Here is a 24,726-nt window from a genome sequence, read left to right on the forward strand (position 1 = left end):
GCTGACTACAGTGCGGCGGAAGATATGGGTAGTCTCAGACGGACTGCATAAGTTACCGCTTAGTAATCGGCTGAAGGCCACGCCTCAGCTCCCCCCTCGCAGGCCCGAGGAGCCCCCGAATGCAACTCGCCGCGATCATTGTGTCGCTGGTACTCGCCGTGGTCGGCGTGGCGCTGTTCGCTCGCGCCATCGCGCAGATCTACCGGTTCGTACGGCTCGGCCAGGACGTCCCCGCGGACACCCGCACCGACGACTGGACCGCGCGCACCGTCACGGTGGTCAGGGAGTTCCTCGGCCACACCCGGATGAACCGGTGGGGGGTGGTCGGCGTCGCGCACTGGTTCGTGGCGGTCGGCTTCTTCTCCCTGGTCGCGACCCTGGTGAACGCCTTCGGGCAGCTCTTCCAGGCCGACTGGGCGCTGCCGATCATCGGTCACTGGCTGCCGTACGAGATCTTCGTCGAGTTCATCGGCCTGATGACGACCCTCGGCATCCTCACGCTCATCGTGATCCGCCAGCTGTCCCGGCCGGGGAAGGCGGGCCGCAAGTCCCGCTTCGCGGGTTCGAACACGGGCCAGGCCTACTTCGTCGAGTCGGTCATCCTCATCATCGGCCTCGCCATCATGACCCTGCGCGGCCTGGAGGGCACCCTCGCCGACGTGCACGGCTACGAGGCCGCGTACTTCGCCTCGTACCCGATCGTCGCCGCCTTCAGGGGGACGAGCGTCGGCACGCTCCAGAACCTGATCTACCTCACCGCGATGATCAAGATCGGGACCTCCTTCATCTGGATGATCACGGTCTCGCTCAAGACGGACATGGGCATCGCCTGGCACCGCTTCCTCGCCTTCCCGAACATCTGGTTCAAGCGCAACGCGGACGGTTCCACGGCCCTGGGTGCGCTGCTCCCGATGACCTCGGGCGGCAAGCCGATCGACTTCACCGACCCCGGCGAGGACGACGTCTTCGGAGTCAGCCAGGTCGAGCAGTTCTCCTGGAAGGGCCTGCTGGACTTCTCCACCTGCACCGAGTGCGGCCGCTGCCAGTCGCAGTGCCCCGCCTGGAACACGGGCAAGCCCCTCTCCCCCAAGCTCCTCATCATGTCGCTGCGCGACCACGCGCACGCCAAGGCCCCGTACCTGCTCGCCGGCGGCGGCAAGAACATGGAGGGCGAGGAGAAGGCCACGAAGGAGCAGCTGGCGGACGTGCCCGCGGCCGCCCTGGCCGAGGCCGAACGCCCGCTCATCGGCACCCTCGAAGAGAACGGCGTCATCGACCCCGACGTGCTGTGGTCCTGCACCACCTGCGGCGCCTGCGTCGAACAGTGCCCCGTCGACATCGAGCACATCGACCACATCGTCGACATGCGCCGCTATCAGGTGATGATCGAGAGCGCGTTCCCGTCCGAGGCGGGCACGATGCTCAAGAACCTGGAGAAGAAGGGCAACCCCTGGGGCCTGGCCAAGAAGCAGCGCCTGGAGTGGACCAAGGAGGTCGACTTCGAGATCCCGGTCGTCGGACGCGACATCGAGGACCTGTCCGAGGTCGAGTACCTGTACTGGGTCGGCTGCGCGGGCGCACTGGAAGACCGCGCGAAGAAGACGACGAAGGCCTTCGCGGAGCTGCTCCACATGGCGGGCGTGAAGTTCGCGATCATGGGCGGCGACGAGAAGTGCACCGGTGACTCCGCCCGCCGCCTCGGCAACGAGCCCCTGTTCCAGGAGCTCGGCATGGAGAACGTCGCCGCGCTGAACATGGCCTTCGGTGAGGACGACGAGGACGAGTCGACGAAGAAGCCGAAGTCGGCGAAGAAGATCGTCGCGACCTGCCCGCACTGCCTCAACACCATCGGCAACGAGTACCCGCAGCTCGGCGGCGACTACGAGGTCATCCACCACACCCAGCTGCTCCAGCACCTCATCGACGAGGGCAAGCTGCTCCCGGTGACCCCGGTCGACGGCCTCATCACCTACCACGACCCGTGCTACCTGGGCCGCCACAACAAGATCTACACGCCGCCGCGCGAGATCATGTCCGCCGTCCCGGGTCTGCGCCAGCAGGAGATGCACCGCCACAAGGAGCGCGGGTTCTGCTGTGGCGCCGGTGGCGCCCGGATGTGGATGGAGGAGCGGATCGGCAAGCGCATCAACAACGAGCGCGTCGACGAGGCTCTTTCGTTGAACCCGGACATCGTGTCCACGGCCTGCCCGTTCTGCCTCGTCATGCTGACCGACTCGGTCAACGGCAAGAAGGCTGCATCTGATAGCGGCTCCGCCGCGGGCGGCCAGGCCAAGGAGTCCATCCAGGTCGTCGACGTCGCCCAGCTCCTCCTCGACTCCGTCAGGACGCCGGTGGACCCGGCGGGCGCCGCGGAGGCGGAGAGCGAGCCGGAGCCGGAGCCGGTGAAGTAACCGGCGAAGTAATCGGTGAAGTAATCGGTGAAGTAATCGGTGAAGTAACCGGCTGATCGGTACGACCGATGCCCCCTGCCCACACCGGGCAGGGGGCATCGTCGGTTCCGGGTCAGTTCAGGCGGCCCAGCCTTCGACCACGGCTCTCGGCGACGCGGAGTGCGTCCTGGAGGGCCTCGGTCAGGCGCTCGGCGAGGAAGCGGAGTTCGCCCGGCGGGGTCCCCGGGAGCATGTCGTGGGCGTGCGCGAGGAGTTCCGTGCCCATGCCGAGCTGGATGGACTCCGTCACATCGGCCAGGCGGGACACGGGTCCACCGTAGTCGTCGGTGATCAGGTAACAGGGCTTGCCCTCGGGACTGGACCAGGGCAGCAGACGTGGCGATTCCATCTCCATCAGGCGACCTCCAGCCCATGAATCCAGTACGGACCGGGCGAGTCCAGCCCCAAGGTGGCCAGGACCAGTTCACGCCGCCGCTCACGCTGCTCGTAGGCGGTCACGTACGGGCGTACGGCGACGGTGGCGGTGCCGTCGAGGGGGGTGTCCAGGCCGTACGGGCTGCGGTGGGTGGGAGCGGGATCCTCCGATCGGGTTCAGCTGGTGGCCGCGCCCCGGGACGGCTGCAATCCGTCGCCGGGGTCTGTTGTCCCCCACTCTAGCGCCAGTAAGGCAGGGTGTACTAGGCCATATCAGGGCTCGCACTAGTGTCCTCGGCATCGCATGGTGGTGTGGTGATGGAGTTCGCCGCAGACATCCCCCGCTGGCGCCAGGTCGCCGAAGTCATCCGCCGTCGCATCGTGGACGGGACATACCCTCCGCGGACACGAGTGCCATCCGTCGTCCAGATCATCGAAGAGTTCGGCATTGCGACGGCAACCGCACAGAAAGTGCACCAGGGGCTACGCAAGGAAGGGCTCATCTACACCGAGCCGGGCCTCGGCTCGTTCGTCACCGAGCAGCCCGCAAAGCCCGCAGAGTCGTAGCCTCCACCGCATGAACACGGAGCTCGACCGAACCCGACCTATCTGGCGACAGGTCGCCGCCGCCATCGCGACCCGCATCGCTGACGGCGTCTATCCCGTGAACGCCCGTGTGCCGTCCGTCGTCGAGTTGTCCGCCGAGTTCGGCATCGCGGCTTCCACCGCGCAGAAGGCGCTGGCCCACCTCAAGACGGAGGGGGCTCATCCGCGCCGAGGTCGGCCTCGGCTCATTCGTCGCCGAGAAGCCCGGGAAGCCCACCGCTGAAGCGTGAGGAAACACCACGACGCCGAGCCCGATCGGGCTCGGCGTCGCAGTTGGGCGGTGTCCTGGGGCGACTTATGACGAGAAGCCACGGACACCGCGTCTGGGGGTGGGCGTAGGGGCGGCTACTTCGCGGAGCGCCTGCCGCCCGTCACCTTGGCGATCCACGTGAGGAAGTCGCCCGGGTCGATGTTCGAGCCGTGGCCCTCGTCCCAGTAGTAGAGGTGGTCGACTTCGTCGCCCAGATTGTCCAGCGCGGCGGCGAGGTTGGCGGAGACCGTCAGCGAGGTGTCGGAGTCCTTGGTGCCGAGGCGGATCCACCAGTGCTTCGACCGGCCGGGGTTCTCCTCCGCGATGTGGTGCATCGGGTTCATCAGGTCGAGCTTCTCGGGGATGTCGCTTGCGACCCGCTTGGTGGCGAGGCCGGTGGTGTCGTTCTTCGCGCCGTACGCCGTGAAGTGCCGCGCCTCGGTCGTGTCGACGCCGAACTCGTTGTTCTCGCCCGCGGACAGGTCGAACGCGTCGAAGGCCGGCGTGGTCTTCTTGCGGGCACCCACGTGCGTGAGGAAGTCCTCCCACGTGAAGGTCGCCTCGCCGCCGGACCAGGTGATGAACGTGTTCGCGGCCAGGTACGTCTCGCGGGCGGAGTCCGACAGGTCGGTCAGGTACTTGGTGGCCGAAGGCTCCAGGTAGTGCTTCACCATGTACTCGTCGTAGTTGCGCGCCGTGATCGAACCGAAGCCGTTCAGGCCCTTCAGCTTCAGGGATGCCTGGTACTCCGCGAACTGGGACTGCAGCGCCTTCGACACTGTCTGGTCGACGACCTTGCCGGTGCTCGCGTGACGTTGGCGCCCCAGTTCCACTCGTAGGCGCCGTCGGCGTGCTCCAGGTCGGTGATCGGGCACCAGGCACCGGTGGCGAAGATCGCGTCGGACGCGTCGGCCGCGCCGAGCGCCTTGAGGTACTTGTCATAGCTCGGGCTGTCACCGGACGCGCCGAGCAGGGAGGACAGGGCGCCGCCCGCGCTCGTACCGGTGGAGACGATCCGGTCGGTGTTGCCCGGGATGCGGCCCTTGTTGGCACGCACGTAGCGGACGGCGGCCTTGAGGTCGACGATGGCGGCGGGCGCGGTGCCGTAGTAGACGCCGGCGGAGTCGGTGAGGGTCCGGCCGCGCGCGCCCGGTTCCACGACGACATAACCCGCCGCCAGGCCCAGCTTGCCGAGGTTGACCATCCCGCCCTGGGCGTTCACCATCGCGTTGCCGCCGGACTGCACCTCGCCCGTGCCGGTGCTGCTGGAGGCCGAGGGGCTGGAGGAGGCCGAGGGGCTGGGGGAGGCGCTGCCACCAGCACCGCCCGTGGGCATGCCGCCGCCGGTCATCTCGGCACCGCCCACGCCGGTGGCGTCCGCCACGGAGGACGGCATGTAGCCGCCGACCGAGTTGGCGAGGACGATCGGAGCGTCGGTCGCGTCCACAGCCTTGCCGTCGATCTTGACGGGGACGCTGACGTTCAGGCTCTGGTACTTCTCGTCCACCGGATCGGCGACATAGGTGATGGCCTTCCAGAAGTGGTAGACCACCGTGTGGTCGGTGCCGTCGGCGTCCGTGATGGTCGTCGTCAGCTCGGTGTAGGCGTCCTTGTCGAAGACCAGGGAGTCCGACGCACCCGCGGACTGCGAACCCGTGCCCGACGCGTTCGCGCTCAAGGCGAAACCGCCGGCCGCGGCGACTCCGGCGGTCGCGCCGATACCCATGACGACGGTCCTGCGCTTCACTGCCCTGTGCTTCACTGAAAGCCTTCTCCCTGTTCGCGGCGAGCGCTGTAGTGCCGCCGACGTGACGATCACAGACCTGAGGACGACCTGACTGCGACCCTGACCGCAGCCGGGCCGCGAACTGCCGCACGAGCTGCCGCGCGAGGTCCCGTGGCGGGCCTACGCAGCTGGTCAGAGGGCCACAGGCACAGCAGGTCGGTGGGGTGCCACCCCCGTTGATCGGGTCCTTGCGAACGTAAATTGGCGGGCTCAGGATTGTCAACAATTCTGTTGAATTCATCGCTGACACACAGCGCGCTGCGAGGTGCCGCACGGCACGCCCCTTAACGCCCTGCCGAATTCGGAGCATCATGGCGAGGTTGTTGTCAGTGGGGCGGATGAGGTGAACGGTGAGCGGGCGAACAGCCGGGGGAAAAGTCGCCGCGAGAGCCGGTACAGCCGGGGCCGGTATCACGAGGGCCGGTAGGGCGAGCGCCGGTAGGGCGAGCGCCGGTAGGGCGAGCGCCGGTAGGGCGAGCGCCGGCATACAGGCCGGAGCAATCGGCTGCGTACTGCTACTGCTGCTCGGGGCCTGCGCGGGCACCGGAAACACCGATTCCGCACGGCACGAACCCGTGACCGCCGCAAAGGCTCCCGCCCGGCTCCCCGTCCCCCACGGCAAGGGCAGCGAGGTCGCCGACGACTTCAACGGCGACGGCCACCGCGACCTGGTCCTCAACGACCTCGTCAAGGGCCCGGACGACGCCCACGGCGACGACGCGGGCATCGGCATCGTGTACGGGACATCGGGAACACCGGGAGCATCGAGAACATCGGGAACGCCGGGAACGCCGGGAACGCCGGGAACGCCGGGACCATCTGCGACGCAGGGACTCGCGCCCGGCGCACGGCAGTTGCTGAGCCCGTCCCGCCAGGCGGCCCGTACGAAGGGCCGGGCGCCCGCCGTCTTCGACGCGGAGGCGAGCTGCGACCTGGACAAGGACGGCTTCACCGATCTCATCGTGTCGACGGACCCGCCCTACGACGGCCAGGGGCGGCCCCCGGTCCCCCTCCAGATCCTCTTCGGCTCCCCTGCGGGCCTCACCGGCAAAGCGGTCGAGCTCACCGTCCCCGCACCGGCCCGTGCCGGCAACGACTGGCCCGACCAGCCCGTCTGCGGCGACTTCGACGGCGACGGCGCCGAGGACCTGGTCGTGCACGCCTCGGACGGCCGACTCAGCTATCTGCGCGGCCCGTTCGACAAAAAGGGCGCCCCGCGCGCGGCAGGCAAGCCCCTCCCCTCCCCCGGCAACGTGCCCACGGGCCCCGCCCTCGACGTGAACCGTGACGGCTACGACGACCTCCTCGTCCGTACGGCGGAAGGCCCCGCCACCTCCGCACTGGTCCTCGGCGGCCCGGCCGGCCCCACCCGCACCGGCACCGCCCTGCCGGCCGGCATCGACGTCGCGCTCGGCCGTTTCGGGAGGGGCCGCGCGCTCGACGCGGCGGTCGGCGGTGGGGGTCCCCCCGCGCGAGCGAAGTCGAGCGTGGGGGAGGACGGAACGTATCTGCGCTACGACCTCCCGGACGCCACGCACGCCGGCGCCGGGTCTCCCGACATCAGCACTCCCGGCTCGATGCTCGACGCCGGGGATTTCGACGGCGACGGGGTGAGCGAACTCGTCTCCAGCGGTGCGGAGTTGCGGATCCTGCGGGGTCGTACGAGCGGACTGTCCGCGGCCGGAACGGTGACCGTGCCGCCTCCGGCCCGGGGCACCACCCGGGTCCTCACCGTCGCCGACTTCACGGGGGACGGGCGGGCGGACCTGGTCGTACGGACGTACGACGGAGAGACGAAGGACACGGTCGCGGTGTACCCGGGCAGCAAGACGGAGCTGGTGGCGGCGAAACCGACGGTCACGTTCTCCACGTCCGAGTTCCTGGGCATGACCTCCTGACCCACCGGCCCGCACGAGCGCCTGTCCAGTACCGCCCCACTGCTGGTCCAGTGCTGGTCAAGTGCTTGCTCCAGTGCTGGTCCCGTGGGTGTGTGGGCGTAAGGGACACCTGCGGTTTTCCCCTTAGGGGATGTCACAGCTCGGACCCAAACCCCTCCTCGTATGCCCGCGCCCGGCACGTCACACGGCGGGACCAGGTACGTTCGATGACGTGGCTGGATTCAGGATCGGACGCAGCCGGGACAACCGGGCCCCGCAAGCGCGACCGCAACAACACCGACCGTCGTACGGACAGCAGGCCCCCCAGGGAGGCCAGCAGCCGCCGTACGGCTACCCGCCCGCGCCGCCGCAGCAGCAGCAGCCGTACGGGAGTCAGCCCTATGGCGGTGGTCAGCAGTACGGCGGGCAGCAGGGCTGGCCCCAGGCCGGAGGCGCGGGCCACGGCGGCCAGGGGGGCCACGGCGAGCCGGAGTACTTCGGCGACGGGCACCCGCAGCAGGGCCCGGACCCGTACGCGGCGAACAGCCCGGGTCACACCCAGGCGTTCTCGGTCGGCGAGGACCCGTACAACCAGGGCGGGACCTACCGTGCCGGCCAGGCTGCGGCCCCGCCGGTCGGCCCCCGTCTGCACTGGAAGGACCTGCTGAGGGGCATCGTCATGTCCCCCAACCAGACCTTCCTCCAGATGCGCGACTACACGATGTGGGCCCCGGCCCTGATCGTGACGTTCCTCTACGGCCTGCTGGCGGTCTTCGGCTTCGACGGCGCCCGCAAGGACGCCATAAACGCCACGCTCTCCAACGCCGTCCCGATCGTCCTGACGACGGCCGTGGCGATCGTCATCAGCGCGTTCATCCTGGGCGTGGTCACCCACACCCTGGCCCGCCAGCTCGGCGGCGACGGCGCCTGGCAGCCCACGGTCGGCCTCTCCATGCTGATCATGTCCATCACGGACGCCCCGCGCCTGGTCGTGGCCATGTTCTTCGGCGGCGACGCGGCCTTCGTCCAGCTGCTCGGCTGGGCGACCTGGGTGGCGGCGGGCGCCCTGCTGACCCTCATGGTCAGCAAGTCCCACGACCTCCCCTGGCCCAAGGCACTGGGCGCGTCGGCGATCCAGCTGATAGCGATCCTGTCGATTATCAAGCTGGGCACGTTCTAGCGGTTTCGCGCGCAAGAAGACAGAAGAGGGGCTCCCGACGCCACCAGGCACCGGGAGCCCCTCTTCTTGTCCGCGCTGGGACGCCTTCTGCCGGCACTCGGATGCCTTCCGCCGGCACTCGGATGCCTTCCGTCCGCACTCAGACGGCTTCCGTCCGCACTCAGACGGCTTCCGTCCGCACTCAGACGGCTTCCGTCCGCACTCAGGCGTCGAGAACCTGCCCGGCCCTCTTGATCACCGGCGGTTCGACGCTCAAGGCTGACTTGTCTTAATGACGGTAGTAGTCCGGCCCTGCTCTGGAGAGGGGAGGCCCGACCGTGGCACGCAGGGTGGGGATCTACACCCGCATCTCGCGGGATGACGAAGGTGACGCACTCGGCGTAGCCCGCCGGCAACAGGACTGCGAGCGCCGCACGGATCTTCGCTCGTGGCAGGCCGTGAAGGTCTACGAGGACAACGACGTATCCGCGTACAAGCGCAACGTCGTGCGCGAAGAGTTCGAGCTGATGTTGAACGACCTTCGCAGCGGCCTTGTCGACGGCATCGTGAGAGTCGGCGCGATCGACCCGACACCCGGAGAGCCCGTCATACCTGCTCATGAGTTCCTGTGCAGGAAGCAGGACGCATGACCTACGTGCCCCACCCGTGCCCGGTCGAACGGGAAACTACGGGGAACAGCGGGCAGCGAAGGGGAGCACGAAACGAAGCGACCCTCAACCTGAACACCAGGTCAGAGGCCGTTTCACCATGCGGTGGGTGTGGGATTTGAATCCACGGTGACTCGCGCCACGACGGTTTTCAAGATTGTTCCGGCTCATGACTTAGAACGACCGGCAATAGGCATCGGGTGTGGGGGAGGATGCAGAGCAGGCACGGGTCCGGCGTGATCATGGAGTCTCTACGCTCAGTGATCACGAAGGACGGCCGTGCCCGCGCTGCCGTCTTGCTACTCGAAACCGCTCAGCATCGGAGGACGACGATCACGACCGCCGTGCTCCGGGTCGGCCTACCGTGCCGGGCGGAACGGCTGCAGGAAGCGGATCCCGTCCTCGATGCTGCCGTCCATCAGTTCCAGCAGTTGGGGCACCAGGTCCTGCATGCGGGGTGCCTGCAGGTGGCCTTCGAGGGCCTCGCGGCTCTCCCAGCGCTCGAAGATGACGAACGCGCCCGGTTGTCCCTCGACCTGGTGAGCCTCGTAGTCGATGTTGCCCGCGTCGTAGCGTGATGCGGTGACGGCGGCTGTCATGAACGCCTTCATCGCGGCTTCCTTCCCGGATTTGGCCCGGGCTTCCCACAGCACGGTGACGTAGTGGTTCGACGTGGTGGTCATGCTTGCTCCTCCTGACTCCGAACAGCATCGTTGTGCGCCGTTCACGACTCGACACTGAGCCCCGGGGAGCGTCGGCGGGAGCTACGGGGCTTCGTGGTACAGCGCGTACCACCCAGCGGGGCAGGGTGTGCGGGAGGATGGTGTGCATGGATCAACTCGGTGCCGCGCTGCGGGCGTGGCGGGACCGGCTGGACCCCGTGACGGTGGGCTTCGCACACGGCTCACCCCGTCGGGTCCCCGGTCTGCGACGCGCGGAGCTGGCGACGCTGGCCGGCATCTCGGTCGAGTACGTGGTCCGGCTGGAGCAGGGACGGGTGGCGACGCCCTCGGCGCAGGTCTGCTCGGCCCTGGCTCGCGCCCTGCACCTGTCCGACGACGAGCATGCTCACCTTTTGCGCATGGCTGGTCACGCAGCGGATCCGACCCGGGTTCGGCGAATGATCCCAGGGAGCCTGTACCGGATCGTGGACCAGCTCGCCGGCAACCCGTTGGCGATCTACGACGCCACCTGGCAGTTGCTGCACTGGAATCCGCTGTTCGCGGCCACGTTCGGCGATCCCACGGTCCGCGGTGTGGGAGATCGCAACGTCCTGGTCTGGCAGTTCCTGGGTGAGCTGCCCCGGGTCCGGCAGACGGCGGCCGAGCGGGCGGCGTTCGAGGAATCCCTCGTCGCCGACCTGCGCGCGACGACGAGCCGGTATCCCGACGATCCCGACCTCGCGGCGTTGGTATCGAGGCTGAACCTCAGCCCACGGTTCTGTGAGTTGTGGAGCCGCCGAGCGGTGGGCGGTCACCAGAGTGCGCACAAACTCGTCCAGCACCCGGATGTCGGAGACATCGCCATGAACTCCGACACCCTCAACACCCAGGACACGAACCTCCGCCTCGTGGTGTACACGCCGCAGCCAGGCACCGACGCCCGCAGCAAACTCGAATTCCTTGCGGCCATTGGGGTCCAGAGGATGTCTCCTCAGAAATGAAGGCCCGCGTTCCGCCTCGTCCGGTGGACCAGGCTGCTGGGTGGTACGCGCGGTACCAGGAAGTTTCGTAGCTCCCGCCAACCCTCCCGGGGACCCAGCATGGAGTGCGTGAACAGCGCACGACCGTGCTGCTGAGACCAGGAGGAGCCAGCATGACCACCACATTCATCACCGGGGCCAACAAGTCCCTCGGTTTTGAAACCGCTCGTCGCCTCGTCGAGGCGGGCCACACCGTCCTCCTCGGTGCCCGCCACCGTGAGCGCGGTCGGGCCGCGGCCGAGTCGCTCGGCGCCCGGTTCGTTCAGATCGACGTGACCGACGACGCCTCGGTCCAGGCCGCAGCCGCGGATGTCGCCGCGCATGAGGGAACGATCGACGTCCTGGTCAACAACGCCGGCGTCCTCGGCAAGGTCGGCCCCGTCGAGGAGTACACCGCGGCCGACGTGAGCGCCGTGCTCGACGTGAACGTCGTCGGGATCGTGCGCGTCACGCACGCCTTCCTCCCGCTGCTGCGCAAGTCGCCGAACCCCGTCATCGTCAACGTGTCCAGCGGGATGGGCTCCTTCAGCATGACCCAGGACCCGGCGCGGATCGAGTCGCAGTATGCCCTGCCCCTCTACTGCGCCTCGAAGGCCGCGGTCACGATGCTCACGACGCAGTACGCCAAGGAACTGAAGGACGTGAAGGTCAACGCCGCAGACCCCGGGCAGACCGCGACCGACTTCACCGGCGGCCTCGGACACAGCGTCGCCGACGGCGCAGAGTCCCTCGTGACCCTCGCGACGATCGGCCCGGACGGGCCGACGGGACAGTTCATCGACCGATCCGGGAACCTCCCGTGGTGAACCTGCCCTGAGCTCAGGGTCGGTCGACCCGCCGCCCTGCGCGTACCTCATGCTCGTCATCTCTACGCTCAGTGATCACGAAGGACGGCCGTGCCCGCGCTGCCGGCTTGCCTGCTCGAATCCCTGTGGGACCAGTTCGCCGCGCTCCTCCCCGTCCGGGAGAAGTTCGTCGTCGGCCACCCGTTGGGCTGTCACCGCCGCCGGATCCCCGACCGAACCGTCTTCGAGCACGTCGTGCTCGCGCTGGTCCATGGTTCCTTCGACGCGGAACCGGAGATCTACCACTGGTTCTTCCGCCGCGACGGCTCCGAGGTCGACATCCGCATCGTGATGGCTGACGACTACCAAGCGCCGGCCGAGTCGGGAGTCGTGCTTTGGGCTAGCCGCCAATCGCTCGACACCCTTTGTCGCGCAGCCATCCGAGCATTCGACCGAGTCGGGTACGAGCTTGGCGAAGACAGCTACCAGGCGGAATGGCGACGTCCCTTCCCACACAACGAGCTCGAAGGTCTGCGGACCGCATGGCGTGGACTACAGGGCGGACAGAAGGCGTCCAGCACAGCAGATCTCGCTGACATCAGCGCCTGACACCAACAGCAGCAAACACCGGCGGTTACGGCCGATCACCAACGACCAGCGAGGCCGGTGAACCGGCTGCATCCCCTGGAGTAGCAGGGGTGTGTGACCGACCTGCCAGGGATGAGGCCAGACCTCAAAGCTTGCGCCCCGAAGGAGGCGCCGCTCTCCGGGGTCAAAGTTGCCGACGCAGTCGCTCCAGTGCTTGCTTGGCAAGCCTCTCAAGATCATTAGCGTACCGAGACTGGCGGGTGACGGCGTTCATAGTCCGCTCGGTGCTGTCCCCGTCACTCGCAACCGAGCGTCGCACGAGGCCGGATTGGGCATGGACGAGACCTAGCGATTCCCGCAGTGATCGATCCCGCACGAGATGATTCAACTCGTCGAGACGATCGGCGGACTCTTGCAAGCCCGACGCAGCCATCCAGCCCTCGTTGCGATAGCCGAGGGTGGCGTCGTGCGCCACACAATGATCTTGGCCAGGAGTCCAACCATTTCTTCAGGCGGGCCATATCTGCGCCGACGGCTTTGTCGGTGCTGACTCCAGGCTGCCTAAAGACCAGCCGGACCACCGATCGCGCCAACGATGCCGCCGGCAGCGCTCAGCCAGTCTGTTGTTTGCGACATCGCCCCTCCGCCCCCATGCCCCCTGCATGCCCGTCATAGGAACAGGTCAGAGCGCTTCCTTATTCGGCTTCGCCACTTCTCCCGGCCTATGTACTGGAGGCAAGACACTCCAGGGAAAATTGATCCAGTCGTCGGTCCGCTTCCACACGTACTCGCACTTCACCAGCGAGTGGGACTTCTCATAGATGACGGCGCTGCGGACCTCGGCGACGGTGTCGACGCAGAAGTCGTGCACCAGCTTGAGGGTCTTGCCGGTGTCGGCGACGTCGTCGGCGATCAGAACCTTCTTGGCCGAGAAGTCGATGACATTGGGGACGGGTGACAGCATGACGGGCATTTCGAGCGTCGTGCCCACACCGGTATAAAATTCGACATTTACCAGATGGATATTTTTGCAGTCGAGCGCGTACGCCAGCCCGCCCGCGACAAAGACACCGCCGCGGGCGATGCTGAGCACGATGTCGGGCTGGTAGCCGTCGTCGGCGATGGTCTGGGCGAGCTCGCGCACCGCGACCCCGAACCGCTCGTAGGTGAGGTTCTCCCGCACGTCAGACGCGCTCATGCGGCTTCTCCTCCCTCACACCTGGGTCCGGTGGAAGTTGAGGAAGGACCGGGAGGCGGTCGGTCCGCGCTGGCCCTGGTAGCGGGACCCGTACCGATCACTGCCGTACGGGAACTCGGCCGGCGAACTCAGCCGGAACATGCACAACTGCCCGATCTTCATGCCCGGCCAGAGCTTGATGGGAAGCGTGGCCAGGTTGGAGAGCTCAAGGGTCACATGCCCGGAGAATCCGGGGTCGATGAACCCGGCGGTGGAGTGGGTGACCAGCCCCAGCCGCCCCAGCGAACTCTTCCCTTCGAGCCGCGAGGCAAGATCCACAGGAAGCGTGATCACCTCGTACGTGCTCGCGAGCACGAACTCCCCGGGGTGCAGGATGAACGGCTCATCACCCTCGGGCTCGACGAGCCGGGTCAGATCCGCCTGCTCGATGGCGGGGTCGATATGCGGGTAACGGTGATTCTCGAACACCCGGAAGTAGCGGTCGAGCCGCACGTCGATGCTCGACGGCTGCACCATGAATTCGTCGTACGGGTCGATGCGGACCCGGCCGGCGTCGATCTCGGCCCGGATGTCCTTGTCTGAGAGAAGCACGCCCCGAGGATACGCGGGGACTGTCAGCAATTGTGAACAGTCCCCCGCGCCTCCCCCGCTCCCTACGACCTCATCCCTCTACTACTGCTACCGACTCTGCCACTGCCGACACTGCTGCCTGTACCGCTGCCGGCACTCCTGCCTGTGCTGCCCTACCGCTTTTCCAGCGTGACCGGAACGACGTTCCGGAGCCGCGTACACCGCGGACACCGGATCAATCGACCGGGACCGAGCCGCTCGGCCTGCTGCATCGGGAACGAAGCGGTGCTGAACACGTGCCCCTCGGCACAACGGACGACGGTGCGCTCCATCAAGTCCTAGAGTCCCTTCCCCAAGAGCCGCGTCGGGCTGATGCCCCGACGACGAAAGCCACATTACGGGATCAAAGAGACGGCTCTCCAGGCGGCACTCCGACCCCGCCCGGACCCTCTTCCACACCCCCACCGTACGCCCCAACTCCGGTCCCCCGCAGCCCCGTCCACCCCCCGAAACGCACACCGACCCCTGGGCTTCAGCGCCAGGGGTCGGGCATGAGGTAGAGTGAGCGCGCATTCGACACCGGGTTACCGGCGTCTTACGCGGGTGTAGTTTAGTGGTAGAACATCAGCTTCCCAAGCTGAGAGTGCGAGTTCGATTCTCGTCACCCGCTCCATGACAAAGGCCCAGGTCGGAGACCTGGGCCTTTGTGCTGTCCGTGGTGATCGGTTGCCGCGTGCCAGATCCGTGCCAGAACGCTTGTCGGGTGCCTTTTCGGCGGTCGCCGCCCGAGCTTTCCGGACGGTGGCGGAGGCCCCCGGCGACCTCTTCCTGTCGCTCGTCGTCGGAGTGCTGATAGATCAGCGCCACCTTCTCGGATGACTGCCCGGCACGCACCATCGTGTCTTTGAGAGTGGCACCGGAACGGGTGGAGAGGGTGTGCCCGGTGTGCCGGAGGTCGTAGAACCGGAAGCCCCCAGGCATACCGACAACCTCCCGCGCCCTCCGCCACTTCCGGCCGAACGTACCGCGCCGGAAGGGAGCTCCCTTCTCACCCACGAAGAGAAGCCCGTCCGGTCCCGCCTCGGCATAGCTCTCCAGGTGCCAACGGAGCTCCCGGTGAAGGAACGCGGGAAGAATCACAGTCCGCGTTCAAATGACTGGCCGGCACCCATCGACCTTCCACAACCCGCCTCAGGACGTTGGGGGCATGGCTGTGCCCCCTCACCGGTCGGGAGGGGGCACGGGCCGTGCTCGGTCAGCTGGACGCGGGCGGGATGCTCTGGTCGTACTGGAAGACGTTGCGGGGGTCGTAATCCGCCTTGATCCTGCGCAGCCGACTGAAGTTCGACCCCCAGTAGGCGGTCTCCCAGTCCTGCACGCCGATGTTCGGAACGTTGACGTAGGCGCCGTCCACGTAGGGGCGCAGTGCCTGGCTGAATTCGGCGATCCAGGCCTGGGCCTGCGGGGTGAGCGGGTCGCAGATGCCCGGCTGGTCACTGCGCTTCCCCCAGCCGACGCCGGGTTCGGAGTAGAAGAGCGCGTCGCGGTGCGGGAACGCGGTGCCGCCGCGGGGGCTCTTCCTGACCGCCCCGCCGAACGCCTGAACGAAGAAGTTGCTGTCGTCCGTGGGGGCGTCCTTGATGAACGACGTGACCACGTCGATCGCCTTGGTCGGGAACGGCTTCTTGGCGAACTGCGAGTAGAACTTCCAGTTCGCGGGTTCGTCCTCGACCGGGATCTGGAATCCCGAATACACGTCGCCCCAGTTTCCTACCTGCGTCGAAACCTGGGGGCTGCCGATCGACAGGATCGGGGCCAGCAGCTTTGTCGCCTCCGCAGGTGTTCCTTCCGCAAGGACCGCGAAGAGCAGGATCTGGTTCCGGTGGATTTCGAGCTGGGTGCCGAGGCGGTCGTCGGTGTACGGCGCAGTGCGCTGGTAAGCCTCGAGGATCCTGCCCAGGTCGCCGATTCCGTCCCACGTCGCCTGCACATACGTGACGCTTTTCAGCGGAGCCACTTTGTAGGTGAGCGAGGTGACGATTCCGAAGTTGCCGTTGCCCGCTCCGCGCAGCGCCCAGAGCAGATCCGAGTTGTGGTTCAGATCAGCCTTGATCACCTTGGCGCACTCGTCGCCTTCCGCGACGACGACCTCAGCACCGATCAGGCTGTCACAGGCCATGCCGATCCAGCGCGTGAGGAAGCCGAGGCCTCCACCGAGCGTCGCACCGGACAAACCCACGCTGCCTTCAGTCCCTGTCGTCACCGCGAAATTCTGCTTCGCGAGCGTGGTCACCGCTTCCAGCTGGTTGAGTCCGGAGCCGACGGTCGCGATGCGAGAGGCACTGTCGATGTGGACCGACTTCAGCTCACTGACGTCGATCACCAGGCCGCTGTCGACGTTCGACCAGCCCTCAAGGCTGTGGCGGCCGCTCCGGATCCGCAGCGCGACGTCGTTCTGCCGCGCCCACGTCAGGGCGTTCACCACGTCCTGGGTGTTCTGGGCGAAGACGATCACCAGCGGATAGTGGGAGAAGAGCTGGTCCCAGCCGAGACGCGCGTCCGTGTACCCGGGGTCCTCGGGGCGGACGATCCGGCCGGTCAGCTTTGCCGGCCTGCACTTCGCCCCATGCGCCTCGCCCCCGGATGCCCCGGTCACGGCGCTCGCACCGGGGGCTGCGGCGACCACAGCGCCGGGCACGACGACCGCACCTGCACCGGCGACCGCCGTCGCTTTGAGCAGTCCGCGACGGGAAAAGTCGTTCATGGTCCATGTCCTCTCGACCACCAGCAGACGCGTCGACCACCAGCAGACGCGAATTGGTCCTTTGTGGATGATTTAGGCGAAGTGGACAGTAGCAAGGGCAGCCACGGTGGACCGTCTCGACACACTCGCACCCACGGCCAAGGTGTCTGACGCCGTAGCTCCCCGCCTCGCATATCGGCCTCGCCCAGACGAGATCCGTCAGCGCAGCGGCAAACCGGGGCGGCGCTTTGTGGCGCGCGGAGATCTGGCGGACGAGCAGTGGGCGGTGCTGGAGTCACTGGCGCCAAAGAACAAAAAAGTCCGGTCGGCCGCCGATATGGACCAGGAGGCAGCTGATCAACGGCATACGCTTCCGGGCGGCACCATCAAGCCCGACGACGGTGAGACGCCGCGCCAGGGCACTCGCCGCGAGACGGTCGAAGAGATCGGTCTCGACCGCGAGCCCGGGCGGCTGCTCGCGGTGGACCAGGTGTACGACGTTGGGCGGCCGCCGCTGGTGGCGTACCTGTACGACGGCGGCGTCCTCGGCGTCAGCGGCTTCGCGGCGATCCACCTGTTGGAGAACGGCCACAGGGCAGGCTGACTTGCCGGGCGAGCACGCTCTCTTCGCGGAGTCAGTGTCAGACAGCCACCCTTCGATGGATCCGGAAATCGCTCACACGAGTGAGACCCCCACGTCTGGGCGATCACAGCTCAGCTTGGCTGTCAATCATGACCGGATGAGCATTTCCGCGTAAATCATGGAGTCACATGACACACACGACATATCGGCGTGGTTGATCTTCATTTACGCATATCCGTCCTTACGCTACCGCTGTCGATCAGCGACGTCGAAAGGAATGCCGTGGCTCTCGAGCCCAATCATGGCCGTCGGTCGGCCGCGAAGTCCGTGCTCCCACGCTTGAAGTCCCGTGCCGGCAGACGCCTGGGACGGCTAGGGGCCGCCGTCGTGGCCGGTGCCCTGCTCGCCGGACTGAATCCGGTGGCGGCCGGTGCGCCACAGGCCGCCGCCGCGACAAGACACAAAGGCGATCCGACGCAGTACTGGAACAAGGTCCTGCTCCAGACGTTCCGCAATGCGCGGGGCTGGGCCGCCTCGCCCGGCGATCTCTCCAGGTCCGGGGCGATGGTCTTCGCGGCGATCTACAACGCGGAGAGCGCCTATCAGTACACGTACGAAACCCTGAAGTACGAGCCATACCTCAACCGGCCGCTGAAGTACGCCGACAAACACTCGCAGCCGCGTCCGGACGAGGAGGAGCGGCTGATCGACCGCACGGCGTACCGGATGATCTCGCAGCTGTACCCGGGCGATCAGGCGTACATCGACGCCCAGTACAGGGCCCGGACCGGCCGCTCCCCCCACTCCTACGACCCCCTCGACCGCCTGGTGGTCGACCCCGTGGTGAGGCAGATCAACAAAGCCCGGGCGGGCGACGGTTCGGACAACCCGGACGTCTACAGTGGCGACACCACCACACCTGGAGCCTGGCGGCCGACGGGTGAAGAGGACTGCAAGCAGCCGAGCGACGCGGTGACCCCGAACTGGGGCAAGGTCAAGCCGTTCGTGCTCCGTTCCGGCTCGCAGTTCCGGCCTCCCAGCCTGCGAGGCTTCACTTCCTACGCCGATCTGGTGGCCAGCCCGGAGTACGCGGCCCAGCGCGACGAGGTGCGACGGGTCGGTGCCGTCGACTCCACCGAGCGCACCTACGATCAGACCGTCGTCGGCTGGTTCTGGGACCACGACCTGGACGACACCTACCACCCCCCGGGGCAACTGCTCGAACTGACCGGGATCGTCGCCAAGAAGTTCAAGCTCGACACGTACGAGACCACCCACTTGTTCGCGCTGTCGGCACTGTCGTTGGCGGATGCCGGGATCGCGGCCTGGGACAGCAAGTTCGACACCTCGATCAACCTGTGGCGCCCGGTGTCCGCGATCCAGGCGACGGGCGGCGCGAACGCGACCTGGGAGCCTCTCAGCGCGGACCGCACAGGGGCACCGTTCACCCCGTGCTTCCCCGCCTGGACCTCCGGGCACGCCAACTTCACGGCTGCGTGGGCAAGCGCGATGAAGCACTTCTTCGGTCGTGACGACGTCTCGTTCATCGCACACTCCGAGGACCCGCACACCCTCGAGGCATACCGCAGGATGGCCAACTTCAGCCAGGTCGCCGAGGAGGGCAAGCTGAGCCGACTCTGGCTGGGCGTGCACTTCCGCTGGGACGCCGAGGACGGCAGCGAGATCGGTAACAACGTCGGTGACTACGTGTTCGCCAACGCGCTGCTGCCGACACGACCGGGCCGTCCGCATCAGCAGTGAAACGACACCGTGGCCCATGCCTGCGGAGGGGCTACCAGGCCCGGCCGTCGCCCCCGCCTGCGGGCGGATCGGCGGGCGCCCAGCCTCGCCACTGAGGAAGTCAACTGCGCCGCCCGGGCCGCTCGATCACCTCGATGGCCAAACTGCTCGGCGTCTCCGCGGACACCCTCCAGTAGCCCGACCGCAGCAAGATCAAGCTCAGCGGCACTTTCTGTACCTCAACTACTCACGCCCGGCAACGAAGGGCTGATCCGGGCTCATGGGCGATGGGCGCCGCCGCGGCCACGCCGGCCAGACCGTGGGCAACTCCATAGTCACGTCGGCACAGCTCCCGGTTTGAGAACCGCGCGGGTCTACCCATCCTCTGGACGTTTGGAAAGCCGTCAGCGCCTTTGCCAAGTACCGCATGGTGAAGGCGCTGACGGCGCGTTCGCAGACAGCGGCCCTGGGTGTGTCTGAGCTGTTTGGCGGTGCGTCTCTCGTCCTTTCGTGTGGTGGGTCCGGCGAGTGGACGGCCGACGGGGATGGCACCGGTCGACGATCAGCGAACTGGCCGATGAGATCGCAGGAGGAGCCTGCGACCGCTGCGTGAGGGTAGGTCGCTGTGATCGACAGGCGGGACGTGCTGCGGGCGGGCGTGTGGGGAACCGCTGCTGGGGCGCTGGGGCTTCAGGTACCGGAAAGTGCGGCTGCGGCGGCTGAGGCAGCAGGGCCAGTTGGCGATCGGGACTGGAAGCGGTTGGCCGAGGCGCTGTCCCCTGGGGCCACCCTCTACCGGCCGCAGGGCTCGGTGTACCCGTCGCTGGCCTTGCCGTTCAACCACAGGTACGCCGGAATCCGGCCTGCCGGCATCGTTGCCTGCGCGACCACCGGGGACGTGTCCGCAGCTGTCCGCTGGGCTCGTGAGGTAGGGCTGCCCGCCGTACCGCGCACCGGGCTGGGACACAACTACGCCGGGTATTCGACCACCACGGGCCTGCTGTTGAACATGGCCCGTATGAAGAGCATCGTCTCCACCCCGGTGCCGGGCGGTGCCCGCTCTCGGGTCTACGGGCCGATGAAGGTCGTACACGACGCCGGTACCGTCACCGTAGGGGCCGGCGTCACCAATGGCGACCTGCATCCGCTGTTGGAGGACCACGGCATGTTCGTGCCGACCGGGCGTTGCCCCAGTGTCGGGGTTGCAGGGCTGGTGCTTGGCGGCGGTATCGGCTTCAGCGACAAGATGTTCGGCCTGACCTGCGACCGGCTCGTTTCCACGACCGTTGTGCTCGCCGACGGACGCGCGGTCAAGGCCGGCCAGGACTCGCACCCCGACCTGTTCTGGGCCTGCCGCGGCGGGGCCGGCAACAACTTCGGGGTCAACACCTCGTTCACCTTCCAGTACGAGCAGTTCGAGGGCACCGTGGGGTTCTACCAGCTCCGCTGGAGCCTGGACTCCGTACTGCCGGTGGTCGCGGCCGCGCAGCACATTGCCCAGGAGACCGCGGGCGACAGGCGGTTCCATCTGCGTATGGGTATCGGTACCAGCGGGATGACCAGGACACAGATCCACGCGAACGCCAACGTCAACGCCATCGGCCAGTTCTACGGCACTGTCCAGGAACTGCGTGCCATTCTCGACCCGCTGCTCAAGATCGGCACGGCCGAGGAACGCGCCCGCAACAGCGCGTCCGTTCGTCAGGTCACGCCCGGTGAGGCGAGCGTACTGCTGAGCGCCACCACACCGATCGATCGCTTTGCCGCCAAATCGGCGATCCTGAACTCCCGCACTCTCTTGACCGATCAGCAGGTCAGCGCGGCAGCCGAGCGCCTGCTGGACTGGCCTGGCAGCAACAACGAGGACGGAGCCGGGTTCGCGATGTTCGCCCTCGGCGGTGAGATCAACCAGGTACCGCCGAACGCGACCGCGTTCGTACACCGAAACGACCTCTTCGTCTTCGCCGCCGAGACCTCGTGGGCGGACTACGACCTCCCCAGCGTCGCCGAAGCCAACCTCCACTGGCTCAAAGAGTTCTACGACGACATCTTCGCCGACAAGTCGCCCGAACACGCGTACCAGAACTTCCCCGACCCGACACTGAAGAACTGGCGGCAGGCCTACTACGGCACGAACTACCCCCGTCTGGTCAACGTGAAGCGGAAATACGACCCGACCGGATTCTTCAACTACCCGCAGGCGATCGGCACAAGTTGAGCCCAAACGGCGAGGCTTCCCATCAGGTGAGGTTGTCGACTTACACCGTGTCCTATGTGGCTGCGGGCGGCCAGGGCCGATCCGGAAGGGCGTACGACCGCCCTGCGGTACGCCGTCGGCTACGCCCTGGTACAGGCTGGATGGGTCGCTCGCCTCGCCTTCGACCAGCCGACGTACCTCTATGTCGGGCTGGCGGTGGCCGTGGGCGAGTTGCTGGTCCCGATCTGGGCCGAGCGGGCGCAGGTGACGCCCTTTCACCCGGAGTACATCACCGAGCGGTTCGGGCTGTTCACCATGATCGTGCTCGGCGAGGCGGTGCTGGCCGCGACCGTCGCCGTGCAGACCGCGGCCGACTCGCGCGGCGGCACCGACGTCGACCTGCTGGTCCTGGCCGGCAGCGGTCTGCTGCTCGTCTTCAGCCTGTGGTGGCTCTACTTCGACCGGACCACCCAGCGCATGCTGCGCTCCATGGCCACGACGATCATCTGGGGCTACGGCCACTACCTCGTCTTCGCCTCGACCGCGGCGATCGGCGCCGCACTCGCCGTCGACGTCGACGCCCTCATCGGCCATGCGCACGTCACACACCTGCAGCAGGGCTTGGCTGTCGGCATACCCCTCGCCGCCTGGATCGCGACGGTCTGGTGGCTGCGCGTAGGCCCGCCGCTGCACGGTCCCGCCGTCGCGGCCTCGCCGGTGGCCGCGGTTCTGGTGCTGGCCGCGGCCTGGACCTCCGCGGCCGTGCCCCTGATGGCCGCGATCACCGCGGCGCTGGCGGCAGTGAAGACCTGGGCCGTGCGGCGGACCGCGGCTCGACCTCGACATCGGCTTGGACGGCCGGGAGTTGAACCCTCATCCGGACGGACGACCCATCGCACGGCTCAGGGGCACAGGGACACCGGTACGTGACAGGCGCGGCTCCGTTTCCGGGGCGGCAGGGCCTACGCTGATCCCCGTGAGGCAGGCAGGCGCTGGGAAGGATGATCGGCGATGACGGCCCTGAGCACCGGGGACCCGAAGTCCATAGGCGGGTACACCCTTCTCGGTCGGCTCGGGGCGGGCGGCATGGGAGTCGTCTATCTGGGAGTCTCCGCCTCGGGACGACAGGTCGCGGTCAAGCTCGTGCGTGAGCCGTACGCCCAGGAGGAGGAGTTCCGGACGCGCTTCCGGCAGGAGATCGGGGCAGCGCGCAGAGTGAGCGGCGCCTTCACCGCGCCGGTCGTGGACGCCGACCCGGACGCCGACCGGCCGTGGATGGCGACGCTCTACGTGCCGGGGCTCAACCTTGCCGAAGCCGTCGAGAAGGACGGCCCGTTGAGCCAGCGGGAACTGCGCGCGCTGGGGCTGGGGCTCACCGAGGCGCTGCGCGACATCCACCGGGCGGGCCTGGTGCACCGGGACCTCAAACCGCGCAACGTCCTGATGACCGAGGACGGGCCGCGCGTCATCGACTTCGGCATATCGCGCGCTTCCGACAGCCAGAGCCTCACCACGACCGGGCGGATGATCGGCACTCCGCCCTTCATGTCGCCGGAACAACTGGCCGCTCCCCGGGACGTCACCCCGGCCTCGGACGTGTTCTCGCTGGGGTCACTGCTGGTGTTCGCGGCCGTCGGCACGGGACCGTTCGACGCCGACAGCCCGTATATCACCGGCTATCAGGTGGTGCACGGGACCCCGGACCTCGGCGGGGTGCCCGAAGCGCTCCTGGGCATCGTCGAGCGCTGCCTGGACAAGGACCCGGCCGCACGGCCCGAACTGACGGACCTGCACCGGATGCTCCAGGCGCTGCCGGAGTCCGACGTCACCGGGTCCCCGAAGACCGGACAGTCCGCGAAACCCCGGCGCCGCCCCGCTTCCCGGAGCGCGGCCACCACCTCCGCGGACGCCGCGACCGGCACGGGCACCGACACCGGCTCCGGCCCCGGCCCCGGCCCCGGCAAGCGACGTCGAGCCCGGATGCTGCTCACCGGCCTCGGTGCGGTGCTGGCCGTCACGGGGCTGTGTGTCGGGGTGGGTGTCTTCGTGTCCGATTCGGACGCCACCACCACCGCCACCGCCTCCGATGCCACCGCCACCGCCCGTGCCGCGTCACTGCCCGACGGCTGGCGGCCGTGGCAGACGGAGCTGCGGTACGACGTGAAGGGTGTCCCTCTCGACTACAGCAGCCCCGGATGCGTGGCGGAGGGAAGCGCCCTCTTCTGCGGCGGTACGGGCGTCACGGTCGCCAGGGTCGACGCGGCCTCCGGCCGCACCCTGTGGCGGACCGGCACCCGCCCTCAGGGAGCGCAGCCGATCGGCGTTCGCGACGGGCTGGTCTATGCGTACGAGGATCCGGACGACAGGACCAGGCGCGTGGTGGCCCTCGACGCCGCTACCGGGCACCGGCGGTGGCAACGCGACATCAACAAGTCCGAGAACGCGGTCCTGTACGACGGCGGGTTGCTGACCCTGTCTCCCGACTACTCGTCGTTCGTGGCCTACGGGCCTACCGGCAAGGAACTGTGGCAGGCGTCCTCGCTGGACGAGTACTGCACTCCGTCGGCGCTGGGAGGCGTCCCCTACGCCCTGTGCTCGGAGGGCAACGAGCCCGGCCAGGCCCCGGTCGAGCTGATGAAGCTCGGACCCGGCAGCCTGACCGAAACGGCCACACTGCCCAAGAAGGCGGAAGCGCTCGGCGCTGTCGGCGGGCAACCCCTGTTCCTCGCCCCCCAGACCGCGAAGGACGTGTACGAAGCCGGGTACGAACGGCCGTACAACGCGCTGCTGCGGGTGGCCTCGGAAACCGGGCAGGTCATACGGATACCGCTGGCACATCCGCTGACCGGCGCGGCCACCCTTGTGGACGGCGTCGTCTACTTCGTCCGGTCCGACGGGTCGGTCACCGCGGTGTCGGCGGACAGCGGCAAACAACTCTGGCAGAAGATGACGGACGTGGAGAGTCTGTCCGCGCCCGCGGTGTCGGCGACGTACAAGCGGGTCTATTTCTCCAACCGCTTCGGCCGTCTGCTGGCACTGGACAGCCGCACCGGAGCGGAGGTCTGGCGCACCTCCGCACTGGACGACCCCGGGGACAAAGTGCAGAGCTACCCGCCGCGAGTACTGCTCGTCAAGGACGCGATCGTGGCGATGGCCGGCGACACGGCCTTCTCCCGGAGCCCTGACGGGCCCACCTGAGCGGCCGAGGCGCTTCCCAAGCTGAGAGTGCGAGTTCGATGCTCGTCACCCGCTCCATACGAGACCCCCAGGTCATCGACCCGGGGGTTTTCTGTTGCAGCCTCGGCCCGCTACCGGCTCCACCGGCCTCACGTTTCCGGCGCAAACCGAGCGGGAGTATCTTCCGCGGCTTGTCCGCGTGGGCGGGCCGCGCCGTCCGCGCACGGGCCGGCCAACCGGCTCGGTGAGGTCGTCCGTCTTGAACAAGTGCT

General features: G+C 67.7%; 18 protein-coding genes, 1 tRNA gene and 4 pseudogenes. 15 read left to right on the forward strand and 8 right to left on the reverse strand.

What is annotated here, in order from left to right; all coding sequences use genetic code 11:
• Window positions 1-119: 119 nt before the first annotated feature.
• A complete protein-coding gene (locus RV986_RS24870) occupies window positions 120-2,411 on the forward strand; it encodes a (Fe-S)-binding protein (RefSeq protein WP_475919515.1) in 2,292 nt (763 codons plus the stop codon).
• Between the two features lie 112 nt (window positions 2,412-2,523).
• Here RV986_RS24870 and RV986_RS24875 read toward each other — a convergent pair whose 3' ends face one another.
• Window positions 2,524-2,805, reverse strand: coding sequence for a hypothetical protein (locus RV986_RS24875; protein ID WP_475919516.1), 282 nt, complete (start codon window positions 2,803-2,805; stop codon window positions 2,524-2,526).
• A 338-nt stretch (window positions 2,806-3,143) separates the two neighbouring features.
• Between RV986_RS24875 and RV986_RS24880 the strand changes: the two genes are divergently transcribed.
• Together RV986_RS24880 and RV986_RS24885 are read left to right on the forward strand one after the other, a co-directional pair.
• Window positions 3,144-3,392 carry a GntR family transcriptional regulator gene (locus RV986_RS24880; RefSeq protein WP_475924416.1) on the forward strand — a complete coding sequence of 83 codons (249 nt, stop codon included), beginning with the start codon at window positions 3,144-3,146 and terminating at the stop codon, window positions 3,390-3,392.
• A gap of 10 nt (window positions 3,393-3,402) precedes the next feature.
• Complete coding sequence (locus RV986_RS24885; protein WP_475919517.1) at window positions 3,403-3,654, forward strand: GntR family transcriptional regulator; 252 nt, start codon at window positions 3,403-3,405, stop codon at window positions 3,652-3,654.
• Window positions 3,655-3,776: 122 nt separating this feature from the next.
• Here the strand turns inward: RV986_RS24885 and RV986_RS24890 are convergent.
• Window positions 3,777-5,407: pseudogene (locus RV986_RS24890) on the reverse strand (subtype B tannase).
• 545 nt (window positions 5,408-5,952) lie between these two features.
• Between RV986_RS24890 and RV986_RS24895 the strand changes: the two are divergent.
• The 3 genes from RV986_RS24895 (at window position 5,953) to RV986_RS24905 (ending at window position 9,153) form a co-directional block, all read left to right on the forward strand.
• Window positions 5,953-7,365: an FG-GAP repeat domain-containing protein gene (locus tag RV986_RS24895; protein WP_475924417.1), complete on the forward strand. Its 1,413-nt coding sequence runs from the start codon at window positions 5,953-5,955 to the stop codon at window positions 7,363-7,365.
• A 130-nt stretch (window positions 7,366-7,495) separates the two neighbouring features.
• Window positions 7,496-8,524, forward strand: a complete 1,029-nt coding sequence (locus RV986_RS24900) for a Yip1 family protein (RefSeq protein WP_475919518.1) — start codon at window positions 7,496-7,498, stop codon at window positions 8,522-8,524.
• A gap of 329 nt (window positions 8,525-8,853) precedes the next feature.
• The gene (locus RV986_RS24905) at window positions 8,854-9,153 is read left to right on the forward strand and encodes a recombinase family protein (protein WP_475919519.1); all 300 of its coding nucleotides are present in this window, start codon (window positions 8,854-8,856) and stop codon (window positions 9,151-9,153) included.
• A 377-nt stretch (window positions 9,154-9,530) separates the two neighbouring features.
• Here RV986_RS24905 and RV986_RS24910 read toward each other — a convergent pair whose 3' ends face one another.
• Window positions 9,531-9,854 carry a putative quinol monooxygenase gene (locus RV986_RS24910; RefSeq protein ID WP_235458112.1) on the reverse strand — a complete coding sequence of 108 codons (324 nt, stop codon included), beginning with the start codon at window positions 9,852-9,854 and terminating at the stop codon, window positions 9,531-9,533.
• 146 nt (window positions 9,855-10,000) lie between these two features.
• On the opposite strand from RV986_RS24910, the gene RV986_RS24915 reads away from it, so the two are divergent.
• The 3 genes and pseudogenes from RV986_RS24915 to RV986_RS24925 form a co-directional block, all read left to right on the forward strand.
• Window positions 10,001-10,834, forward strand: a complete 834-nt coding sequence (locus RV986_RS24915) for a helix-turn-helix transcriptional regulator (RefSeq protein WP_475919520.1) — start codon at window positions 10,001-10,003, stop codon at window positions 10,832-10,834.
• A 152-nt stretch (window positions 10,835-10,986) separates the two neighbouring features.
• Window positions 10,987-11,679 (forward strand): SDR family NAD(P)-dependent oxidoreductase, encoded by a 693-nt coding sequence (locus RV986_RS24920; protein ID WP_475919521.1) that lies wholly within the window; start codon window positions 10,987-10,989, stop codon window positions 11,677-11,679.
• A gap of 90 nt (window positions 11,680-11,769) precedes the next feature.
• Window positions 11,770-11,937, forward strand: a pseudogene (locus RV986_RS24925) (IS5/IS1182 family transposase); the annotation flags it as partial.
• A gap of 493 nt (window positions 11,938-12,430) precedes the next feature.
• On the opposite strand, the gene RV986_RS24930 reads toward RV986_RS24925, so the two are convergent.
• From RV986_RS24930 to dcd, 3 genes are all read right to left on the reverse strand, one after another.
• Entirely contained in the window at window positions 12,431-12,721 is a 291-nt protein-coding gene (locus tag RV986_RS24930; protein WP_475919522.1) for a hypothetical protein, read from the reverse strand.
• 207 nt (window positions 12,722-12,928) lie between these two features.
• The gene (locus RV986_RS24935) at window positions 12,929-13,444 is read right to left on the reverse strand and encodes a phosphoribosyltransferase (protein ID WP_475919523.1); all 516 of its coding nucleotides are present in this window, start codon (window positions 13,442-13,444) and stop codon (window positions 12,929-12,931) included.
• 15 nt (window positions 13,445-13,459) lie between these two features.
• Window positions 13,460-14,035, reverse strand: coding sequence for a dCTP deaminase (gene dcd, locus RV986_RS24940; protein WP_475919524.1), 576 nt, complete (start codon window positions 14,033-14,035; stop codon window positions 13,460-13,462).
• 578 nt (window positions 14,036-14,613) lie between these two features.
• Here dcd and RV986_RS24945 point away from each other — a divergent pair.
• Window positions 14,614-14,687: transfer RNA gene (locus tag RV986_RS24945), tRNA-Gly, on the forward strand.
• A gap of 58 nt (window positions 14,688-14,745) precedes the next feature.
• Here the strand turns inward: RV986_RS24945 and RV986_RS24950 are convergent.
• Together RV986_RS24950 and RV986_RS24955 are read right to left on the reverse strand one after the other, a co-directional pair.
• Window positions 14,746-15,160: pseudogene (locus RV986_RS24950) on the reverse strand (tyrosine-type recombinase/integrase); the annotation flags it as partial.
• A gap of 109 nt (window positions 15,161-15,269) precedes the next feature.
• On the reverse strand, window positions 15,270-16,778 hold the full coding sequence (locus RV986_RS24955; RefSeq protein WP_475919525.1) for an FAD-binding oxidoreductase: 1,509 nt from the start codon (window positions 16,776-16,778) through the stop codon (window positions 15,270-15,272).
• A gap of 349 nt (window positions 16,779-17,127) precedes the next feature.
• Here RV986_RS24955 and RV986_RS24960 point away from each other — a divergent pair.
• From RV986_RS24960 to RV986_RS24980, 5 genes and pseudogenes are all read left to right on the forward strand, one after another.
• Window positions 17,128-17,340, forward strand: a pseudogene (locus RV986_RS24960) (NUDIX domain-containing protein); the annotation flags it as partial.
• Between the two features lie 387 nt (window positions 17,341-17,727).
• Window positions 17,728-19,101, forward strand: coding sequence for a vanadium-dependent haloperoxidase (locus RV986_RS24965; RefSeq protein WP_475919526.1), 1,374 nt, complete (start codon window positions 17,728-17,730; stop codon window positions 19,099-19,101).
• 637 nt (window positions 19,102-19,738) lie between these two features.
• Window positions 19,739-21,298 carry an FAD-binding oxidoreductase gene (locus tag RV986_RS24970; protein ID WP_475924418.1) on the forward strand — a complete coding sequence of 520 codons (1,560 nt, stop codon included), beginning with the start codon at window positions 19,739-19,741 and terminating at the stop codon, window positions 21,296-21,298.
• Window positions 21,299-21,352: 54 nt separating this feature from the next.
• On the forward strand, window positions 21,353-22,207 hold the full coding sequence (locus RV986_RS24975; protein WP_475919527.1) for a low temperature requirement protein A: 855 nt from the start codon (window positions 21,353-21,355) through the stop codon (window positions 22,205-22,207).
• A gap of 81 nt (window positions 22,208-22,288) precedes the next feature.
• A complete protein-coding gene (locus RV986_RS24980; RefSeq protein WP_475919528.1) occupies window positions 22,289-24,475 on the forward strand; it encodes a protein kinase domain-containing protein in 2,187 nt (728 codons plus the stop codon).
• Window positions 24,476-24,726: the final 251 nt, after the last annotated feature.

The sequence above is a fragment of the Streptomyces sp. RLA012 genome (assembly GCF_056270325.1).

Coding starts and splice junctions, on each gene's coding strand:
- RV986_RS24955 (WP_475919525.1), bottom strand. CDS start 16,778: ATGAACGACTTTTCCCGTCGCGGACTGCTCAAAGCGACGGCGGTCGCC.
- RV986_RS24900 (WP_475919518.1), top strand. CDS start 7,496: ATGTCACAGCTCGGACCCAAACCCCTCCTCGTATGCCCGCGCCCGGCA.
- RV986_RS24910 (WP_235458112.1), bottom strand. CDS start 9,854: ATGACCACCACGTCGAACCACTACGTCACCGTGCTGTGGGAAGCCCGG.
- RV986_RS24920 (WP_475919521.1), top strand. CDS start 10,987: ATGACCACCACATTCATCACCGGGGCCAACAAGTCCCTCGGTTTTGAA.
- RV986_RS24885 (WP_475919517.1), top strand. CDS start 3,403: ATGAACACGGAGCTCGACCGAACCCGACCTATCTGGCGACAGGTCGCC.
- RV986_RS24870 (WP_475919515.1), top strand. CDS start 120: ATGCAACTCGCCGCGATCATTGTGTCGCTGGTACTCGCCGTGGTCGGC.
- RV986_RS24980 (WP_475919528.1), top strand. CDS start 22,289: ATGACGGCCCTGAGCACCGGGGACCCGAAGTCCATAGGCGGGTACACC.
- RV986_RS24935 (WP_475919523.1), bottom strand. CDS start 13,444: ATGAGCGCGTCTGACGTGCGGGAGAACCTCACCTACGAGCGGTTCGGG.
- RV986_RS24875 (WP_475919516.1), bottom strand. CDS start 2,805: ATGGAGATGGAATCGCCACGTCTGCTGCCCTGGTCCAGTCCCGAGGGC.
- RV986_RS24975 (WP_475919527.1), top strand. CDS start 21,353: ATGTGGCTGCGGGCGGCCAGGGCCGATCCGGAAGGGCGTACGACCGCC.
- RV986_RS24880 (WP_475924416.1), top strand. CDS start 3,144: ATGGAGTTCGCCGCAGACATCCCCCGCTGGCGCCAGGTCGCCGAAGTC.
- RV986_RS24915 (WP_475919520.1), top strand. CDS start 10,001: ATGGATCAACTCGGTGCCGCGCTGCGGGCGTGGCGGGACCGGCTGGAC.